Below are 9,797 nucleotides of genomic sequence, written 5' to 3' on the forward strand. Positions count from 1 at the left end.
GGACACCGACGGCTGGTTCAGCAGCCCCGAAATCCACCCCGGCGACGAGATCATGGTGCTGCCCGCCGTCGACCCCAAATACCGCCAGCTCTTCAAAGAGGTGGCCACCATGCTTTACCAGATGGGCTTGGGCGCACGGGTATTCCTGAAATAGCGTGGGATACCTCATCATTCGGCTAAGGGCTGCAAGCGCAAAACATGCGCCCTTAGTAAGCCATTGCCTTAAAATGCGGCTATGACGGCAAAATGATCGGATTCCGCATTGCAAACGAACCGACTAGACGGTTCTTGTGCAAAATCTTTTGCCTTTTGGGTAATAGTTCATATTATTTAGCTGGTTTTCTTGTTATCTTAAACCAACAGGTAGCGTATCCGTCAAATGCGGAGAGCCAGCCTTAAACAGCTTGCCTCCTATAGTCTGGCAATCACCTACCCCCTCCCCAAAGGGTAAGAGATTTTTATCGGTGCGGTTCCTTGTGGCCGTAGAAAGTCCTATGGGCAAAAGGAAACCATTTCAACAGTAACAGCGATTTGTTGATGCTTATTTTATGGACACGCCTTAGTTCTTGACGGTAAATGATTTTTTAAAGAGCAAACCAATCCTCTACCATATTAAAAACGGTAAATTTCTGTTTACCGCCATTGACGGCGAATAACATGAAGATCACTGAAAAACCGCGTAAAAAGTGCTTACTCTTCGTAAGGCAGAACATTTAAACTATCGTTTTCACTATAAGGACGACATTTATAGCGTCTAGTTAACAGGAGCATATTAGGCATCTTGGCAATACTTATAAAAAGAAGCGTGTTTTTCTGACGGATCAACACAATGTTACTTTTTAGGCAAACAGAAGGGTTATACATTTATTTTCAAATAACAGAAAATAGTCATGCCGATTCCTTAAAATTGACAGTAGCGAAGTAGGTAGGGCGTTAAGCAATTTCTCCATACTGCCCAGCTAGCTTAGCCAACCCAATTAAGGTGTATTACATTTAGCAATTAACGCGTGGTTTGGATAGTGTTTTTGCCACATCGGCTTTCATGATGCGTAAGCAACGTTTTACTCCGTCACGGGCAAGATTGGCTTAAGTACCAAGTTCTTATAATACAGGTAAAAATATGACAATTCGGGAAACATTAAAAGCGTTGCGCGGTGAAGTGAAAATGACCGCACTGTGGGGGATAAAAATAGCGTGTAAAACCTTAGGGTTGCGCAAGGCTTATCAGAGCCGGCTGATACGTTTGGTAGCCAGGCAGGAGTTGTTCGACAATGCCTATTATTTGGAAAATAATGGCGATGTCGCCCAGATAGAAACCGATGGGCTAAAGCATTATGTACTGCACGGCGATAAAGAAGGCCGGGCACCGATGGCCTTGTTTGATCCGGTCTATTACCGCTCCAAAGCGACCGGATTGAGCAAACACTTGTACACCAATACCCTGCTGCATTACAAATATGTTGGCCGCTATTGCCGGACATCCCCCAGCGCTTGGTTCGACCTGGATTTTTATCTGGTCAATAATAAAGATGTCGCCCGCACTGACAATGACCCGCTGATCCATTATCTGAAATGGGGCGGCGCTGAAGGGCGTTCGCCTTGCCCGCAATTTGACGGCACTTATTATTTGCGCACCTCCCCTGATGTGGCGGCGACGGGTATGAACCCCTTATTGCATTATTTGTTTTTTGGCCGCACGGAAGGGCGCAGTACCCAACAGGAACGCGATAGCGACGGTTTGGATATAGAACCGGGCGAATTGCCTGTACTGACCTTACCTGATGATGAGGCATGGGGAAGCCTGGTGCAGCGGGCGCATATTGCGGAAACAGACTTGGATGTGGTCGTGCCGGTTTATAAAGGCCGCATTGAAACCTTGCGCTGCCTGTATAGTGCCTTGGCGGTCACTTATGATGTGCCGTTTGAACTGGTGGTCATTAACGATGCCAGCCCTGATGAAGAATTGAGCGCCGATTTACAACGCTTGGCGGATAAGGGGCTGTTTACGTTGTTGGTCAATGAAGAAAACTTAGGCTTTGTGCAAACCGTTAACCGGGGCATGAAATTGCACCCACAACGCCACGTCGTCTTATTGAATTCGGATACCGAAGTGTACGATGGCTGGCTAGACCGCCTGCATAAGGCCGCCCACCGTAACCGCAAAACCGGTACAGTCACCCCGCTGTCCAATAACGCCACCATCTGTAGCTACCCGAATTTTCTCCATGATAACCCCTATCCTTTAGAAGTGAGTTATGCGGAAATGGACGCGCTGACCGCCACCATTAACGCCGATGTCGAGGTGGAAGTACCGACTGGCGTAGGGTTTTGTATGTACATCCGCCGCGATTGTTTGGAAAAAGTCGGTTTGTTTGATGAAAAGGCCTTCGGCAAAGGCTATGGTGAGGAGAATGATTTTTGCCAGCGGGCCATCCGTAAAGGCTGGCGTAACATTATTGCCGGCGATATTTTTGTCCGCCATTTAGGTTCTACTTCATTTCAGGGCGAGCGGGCCATGCGTGTTCAGGCCGCCCTAAAGGTCTTGGACAAAAAATATCCGCGCTACCGCAAAGATGTCGATGTTTTTGTCAAAGCCGACCCGCTCAAAGACAGCCGCAGCCGTCTGGATGCCTTTCGGTTGCAACGGATGAGCCGTGCCCAAAATATCCTGTTAGTTTGCCACAGCCGGGGCGGCGGCTCGGAACGCCGGGTGCAGGAAGACATCGTTAACTTTATGCAGGCCGGTTATGGCGTGTTCACTTTACGTCCCGTCGCCAAACGTCCCACCCATGTTAATTTAGGCCATCCGTCTATCCGTTCCGTCCCCAATATCAACCCTTTCGAATTGGCCGATACCGCCGCTTTGGCGGCTATTCTTAAAGAGCTCGGCATTACCGAAGTCCATACCCATAGTTTGGTCGATTTTGTGCCGGATGCGGCATTAGAATTGCATAAGGTGATTAAAGAATTAGGGGCGTTTTGGAAAATCAACCTCCATGATTATAAGCCTATCTGCCCCCGTATCAATTTGATTGATGAAGATGGCCGTTATTGTGGCGAACCGGATGAAGCGGGGTGCAACCGCTGCTTATTGGAGCGCAATTCTGATTTCGGTGTCAAAAGTATTGCTGAATGGCGGTCATCCCATCAACAGGCTTTGCGCTTAGCTGACCGTATTGTCGTGCCCGACCAAGATGTCGCCGACCGCTTGGGCAGCTATTTTCCCGATGTCGCATTTGAAGTCTTGCCCCATGAAGCTATCGACCTAAAGGCCATTCAGGTTAAAACGCCCCAAATTGCGGCGGAAGAAAAGTTACGCGTCGTCATTATTGGTGCCATCGGTAAAATTAAAGGTTTTGAGGTCATTATGGCCTGTGCTAAATTGGTGCAGCAACAAAATCTGCCGATAGAATTTATCGTTATGGGTTACACCATGAACGATTTGCTGATCAAAGAATCCGGCGTGACCGTGACCGGCAAATATCACGAGCATGATGCGCTGGCTACTTTAGAAAACCTCAACCCGCATCTGGTTTGGCTACCCTCGCTCTGGCCAGAAACCTACAGCTATACCCTCTCATTGGCCTTCCAAGCTCATTTACCCGTATTCTCCTTTGATATCGGTGCAATTGCCCGCCGTACCAGAGAAGCGGGTATGGCTGACAAACTGGCGCCCTTGGCTTGGATGGATAGCCCGGAAAAACTGGTCGGACAATTTGATAACTATAGGCAAGCGTGCTTGCAGCCTTTGCTATAACAAGATTTGCATTTAAAAATAGTGGAATAGGATATGAAAAAAGTAATTTCAGTCACGCCTGACTTATCTGAAAATAAAATTAGCGAAGCTTCGGCCTTGGACAACATTATTGGGCAAGCTGCTGTAACAGCAGAAAACGGCGTAGCCGACCCAGAAACCAATACTGATACATCAGATTCTGAAGGGTTCTCTGGAGTAGCATTAGCAAATGGACAGGATAAGAGCATTGTCGGCTATATCGAATACTTAGATAAGTTACAAATTCATGGCTGGGTGATTGACAGCGAGGGCAGCCCTTTAAAACTCGCCCTCAGCATTGATAAACAGTCTTACCAAATCTCTTATACATGGCTGGATCGGATTGATATTGCCGAGCAACATGGCGATAAATACCTGACTTCAGGTTTTCGGATTGATATACCGCAAGGCCTGATTGATGTATTTGAACAGGCCATACAAAATGGTAAGCGTATCGACGTGACAGCCAACGGAATTACTTTATATAACAAAATTACCCAGCCATCGGCAGAGGTTGTTTTAGCCGCTCCAGAAGCGGACAACTTAACGGAAGCAGCAGAGCTGTCCGCCGAAGGCGTGGCCGAAGCTGAAGAAGCTACCGCCGAAACGGCGGAGCTACCCGCCGCCGAAGCGGTGGCCGAAGCCGAAGAAGTTCCTGCCGAAACGGCGGAGCTACCCGCCGAAGCGGTGGCCGAAGCCGAAGAAGTTCCCGCCGAAACGGTAACGCCAGCGAATGCCGAAGAACTGCCGTTTGAGCAACAGGACTTGACAATTATAGGTATTGTAGAAGAAATTGATGCCTTACATATCAGAGGCTGGGCAATTGCCCCAGACGCACAAGGTGCGTTAACCTTTTCCCTGCGCATTGGCGGCGTTAATTATCCATTGTCACCCATCTGGTCTAATCGCGTTGATATTGCTTTCCAGCACGGCGAACAATTCTTACAATCTGGATTTAAACTGGATATTCCTAACAGCCTTGCGCCAACCTTTTTGCTTGCCCGCCAAAACAGCGACGATATTGACGTATTGGTTAACGGCACGCTATTAGATACCAGACTGCTGATGCCGTCCCCCAAGGTTTTTCCAAAAAATGCTGCCGCAGAACGGGTCACCGCGCCATCCCTGCAAACCTCACCCGCAACCGATAACCCAGAAACGGGCGATATAGGACACACTAAAGCCCCAACCGTTGCCGACAATGCAGTTACAACGATACAACCTCCCATCGGAGCCACCACTGAAACCGTGCCGACGAGTGCGGGAAGCCTATCTGCTGCCGAAACTGATGCCCTGCTATCCGATAACCGTGAATCTATTATCGGCTATGCCGAACGGATCGAAAATACCGATATTTATGGTTGGGTGGTCAATTTAGAAAAAACGCCCTTAAAGCTGTCTTTATCTATTGATGGTGTGGTTTACCCAATAGCGCCTATCTGGAGCCGACGTACCGATATTGCCGAAGCGTTTCATGATGATAGCTTTTTACAGTCAGGATTTAAGATTGAAACACCGGCGAGCCTTGCCGAAACCCTGTTATTGGCCCGCCATAATGGCTTGCAAATTGCCGTTATCGCCAATGACGTTATCCTACAAAATCAAATCCAAGACTTGGATTTAGACCACAAAGCATCTCCTGCCATTGCGCGTAACAATACGCCTATTACAATCAATGGTTATGTAGAAAACATCGACCAATTATGCCTTTATGGCTGGGCAATTAATCAAGGGCAGCCAAAAACGGCCCTTAAACTTTTTTTGCGTATTGATGGCGTTTCTTATGCGGTTACGCCAGAATGGCTTGAGCGCTTAGATATTGCCGGCACATTTGGCGAGGCATTTTTACAGGCGGGTTTTAAAATCACGGTTCCTAAGGCACTGATAGACACGTTTTTGCAGGCCTGCGAAAACGGCAAAGCGATCAGCGTGATTGCTAATGATGTCTGCTTGAACAATAGCAGCCTCCCCAGTAATTTTGACCCTCATTTATTGGGCGCTGAACTGGCGACCGAGCCGAATAAATATCAAACGGTGTTTGCGATTAACGCAACATCAGGGGTTGAAATTGAGGCCGAAGATTTTCAAAAACTATTGACCGGACAGATCAGTTATCCCCTGCATGTTAGCTATAATGACCGTATTAATGCCCATTATTATTTGGAACGGGCCAAACAAAAGTTGATCGTCCACGACATCGGCGCGGCGCGGACGCTGCTAAAAATCAGCCTGACCTTCGGGCGGCAGGCGGAAGTGCTGGAACTGCTCGGCAACACCTACTTCGAACAGAAAGACTACGAGACCGCCGCGCACCACTACGAAGCCGCCGCCGCCAGCCACGGCAACCCCAGCAAATGGCTGGTGTCCAACCTGATGCACTGCAAAAAGCTGATCAGCCATCCCAAAGAGGTCATCGAGGTGCTGTTGGCGGCCATTGCCCGCAACCCCGAATCCGGTAACCTGCGCGAGCGCTTCGACGAACTGGTGCACGAATACTGGATGAAGCAACAGGGCGCGCTGGAGGCCTATGCGGTCACCGACGACCGCGACGGCCTGGTCGCCAAAATGGCCGACGTGTCGTCGTTCATCTACAGCGCCTACCTGCAATTTTACGGCGCGTCCGAACAGCCGCAGTGGGTGGGCGGCTGCAACCTGGAACGCGTGCTCATCGTCGGCGACTTCCACATCCAACAGTGCGTGCGCTACCGCATCGACCAGAAGATCGAGCAGCTGGAGGCGGCGGGCAAGACCGTCACCGCCGTGTCCTGGACAGACCTTGCCGACCAGCAGAACGCGCTGGCCTTCTACGACGTGGTCATCTTCTACCGCGTCCCCGCCGAGCCGCCCGTGCTCAAGGCCATCGCCCAGGTCAACGCCACCGGCCGTTTGTCCATCTACGAAATCGACGACCTGCTGTTCGACACCGCCTACCCGCCGCCGATCGAAACCTACGGCGGCTACCTGGACCTGAACATCTACCTGATGCTCATGAAAGGCATGGCCTCGTTCAACGCCGCCGCGCACTACTGCCGCTTCGGCCTGGCCTCCACGCAACTGCTCGCCGACCAGCTCGAAAAACGGGTGTTCGGCGGGCGCTGCTTCGTCCACCGCAACGGCACCGACCAGCACAACCTGTTCAAACACAAAGTGCATGACGGCGGCAAGGACACCCTGGACATCTTCTACGGCAGCGGCACCATGGCGCACAACAGCGACTTCACCGACCTCGCCCTGCCCGCCGTGTCCCGCCTGCTCGACGAATACCCGCAGGTCGGCCTGAAAATCGCCGGCTACCTGAAACTGCCGGAAAGCTTCCTGTCCGCCTACCCCGACCGCGTCAAACAGATGCCGCCCGTCAAAAGCATCAAAGCCTACTGGTCGATGCTCGAACGCGCCGACATCAGCCTCGCGGTGCTGCACGACGACCTGATCAACGGCTGCAAGAGCGAACTGAAATGGTTCGAGGCCGCCTGCTTAGGCATCCCCTCCGTGGTCAGTTCCACCGCCAACTACCGCGACATCATCAAAGACGGCGAGGACGGCTTCATCGCCGCCACCAGCGACGACTGGTACCGGCACCTGAAAGCCCTGGTCGACGACCCCGCCCTGCGCCAAGCCGTCGCCGACCGCGCCCAAGCGCGGGTACGCGCCGAGTACAGCACCGAAGCCCTCGCCGACAACCTGACCGCCGTGCTCGGCGCGGCCTTGGCGGCGGCGCAGCAGCCCGGCCAAAAACCGCGCAAAAAAGTCGCCCTGGTCAACGTGTTCTTCCCGCCGCAATCCATCGGCGGCGCGACCCGCGTGGTCGCCGACAACTTCGACCTGTTGCGGCGCGACTACGCCGACGACTTCGACATCACCGTGTTCACCTCCGACGCGGACTTCAAGCCGCCCTACCAGATGACCCAATACAACCACCAGGGGGTGCGGGTCTACCGCGCCACCGTCCTGTGGCGGGAAAACATGGACTGGCACCCGGCTGACGACAAGATGGGCGAACTGTTCACCGAATACCTTGAGGCCGAACGGCCCGACCTGGTGCATTTCCACTGCGTCCAACGCCTGACCGCCTCGGTGGTCGAGGCCGCCCGCAGCGCCCAGATCCCCTACCTGGTCACCGTCCACGACGCGTGGTGGATCTCCGACTACCAGTTCCTGGTCGACGCAGACAACACCGTCTACCCCGACGGCCACCCCGACCCGTACCAGCCGTGCACGCCGCCCAACAACGTCAGCCAGCTCGAATCCGTGGAGCGCATCCTCTACCTCAAAGGCCTGCTGCGCGACGCGAAAGCGGCGCTGACCGTGTCCAACTGCTTCGCCGACATCTACCGGAAAAACGAGATCCCGCAGATCCGCGTCAACAAAAACGGCATCTCCGAGACCCTGGTCTGGCAGAGCAAAGACACCCGCCACACCGACAAGGTGGTGTGCGGGCATGTCGGCGGCATGGCCGAACACAAGGGCTACTTCCTGCTCAAGGCGGCGGTCGAGGCCTTACAGCCCGAACACCTGGAGATGCTCGTCGTCGACCATTCCCAAGAGGAAGGCTACCGCCTCCAGACCCACTGGGGGCAAGTCCCCGTCACCTTCATCGGGCGGCTGGGGCAGACCCGCGTGGTCGAACTGTACCGGCAGCTCGACGTGCTGTTCGCGCCGTCGACCTGGCCGGAAAGCTACGGCCTGGTGACCCGCGAGGCGGCGGCCTGCGGCTGCTGGATCGTCGCCAGCACCATGGGCGGCATCGGCGAGGACGTGGTCGAGGGCAAGTCCGGCTTCGTCGTCGAGCCGACCCTGGAGGCCCTCACCGCCTGCCTGGAAGCCATCGACGACAAGCCCGCCGTGTTTAAGGGCAAAGCCCACTCGCCCGCCCTGCGCAGGGTCTCCGAGCAGGTCAAGGAATTAACTGACATTTATCTTGATAGGCCCCAAGAAAAAACGATTAACGAAATTAGCGGCATTGATTTTGATAGCATTTTTGAGGTTAACGCAGCGTTTGACAGGGAAATTTCCGTGCAAGACTTTGCGGACTTACAGGCAGGTTTAATTACCTTCCCGTTACGCATCAGCCAAGATAATGCCGTCAATTCAGCCTACTATTTGGCGCTTGCCAAAAGCTATTTAGATAGCCATAACATTAAATTAAGCATCCAATTTTTACGTTTTGCCGTATTCTTTGATAGCACAGCCGCTTATAGCGGTGACCTCGACGCTCTACCGGACTTACCGGAGCCGATAACAACGGAAGATTTTAACCGCCTCCTTGACGGCACTGCCTACCCTTTAAGAATCAGTGAGAATGATGGCATTAACGCCCATTATCATTTTGAATTGGCTAAGCATAATGTCGAGCAGGGCAAGTTGCAGGCCGCCATCAATTTGCTCCGGGTCGGTTTACGCTTTGAGCATCATGCCGAATCGCAACGCCATAGCGTAGCGCCCCTCAAACAGATTGATTTCAGAACGGTGTTCACTATTAACGCCAAGCACGGCGTAGAAATTACCATAGAAGATTTTAGCAAGCTTTTATCGGGGCAAATCAGCTATCCTTTGCGGGTTAACAGGGATGATGCCACTAACGCCCGCTACTATCTGGAGCAGGCCAAGCAAAGGCTGATCGCCCACGACATCGGCGCGGCGCGGACGCTGCTGAAAATCAGCCTGACCTTCGGGCGGCAGGCGGAAGTGCTGGAGCTGCTCGGCAACACCTACTTCGAACAGAAAGACTACGAGACCGCCGCGCACCACTACGAAGCCGCCGCCGCCAGCCACGGCAACCCCAGCAAATGGCTGGTGTCCAACCTGATGCACTGCAAGAAGCTGATCACCCATCCGCGCGAGGTAGTTTCAGTGATGCTGGACGCGATCAGCCGCCATCCCGAAGCCAACGCTTACCGCGAGCGCTTCGACGAACTGGTGCACGAATACTGGATGAAGCAACAGGGCGCGCTGGAGGCCTATGCGGTCACCGACGACCGCGACGGCCTGGTCGCCAAAATGGCCGACGTGTCGTCGTTCATCT

At 53.0% G+C, this 9,797-nt stretch carries 2 protein-coding genes; both read left to right on the forward strand.

What is annotated here, in order from left to right:
- Positions 1 to 1,120: 1,120 nt before the first annotated feature.
- Complete coding sequence (locus AADEFJLK_RS11050) at positions 1,121 to 3,757, forward strand: glycosyltransferase (protein WP_249028020.1); 2,637 nt, start codon at positions 1,121 to 1,123, stop codon at positions 3,755 to 3,757.
- 33 nt (positions 3,758 to 3,790) lie between these two features.
- Positions 3,791 to 9,797 (forward strand): glycosyltransferase (locus AADEFJLK_RS11055; RefSeq protein ID WP_211299197.1); only part of this gene is annotated, 6,007 nt, incomplete at its 3' end.

The sequence above is a fragment of the Methylovulum psychrotolerans genome (assembly GCF_002923755.1).
GTDB classification, from domain to species: domain Bacteria; phylum Pseudomonadota; class Gammaproteobacteria; order Methylococcales; family Methylomonadaceae; genus Methylovulum; species Methylovulum psychrotolerans.

Coding starts and splice junctions, on each gene's coding strand:
- AADEFJLK_RS11050 (WP_249028020.1), top strand. CDS start 1,121: ATGACAATTCGGGAAACATTAAAAGCGTTGCGCGGTGAAGTGAAAATG.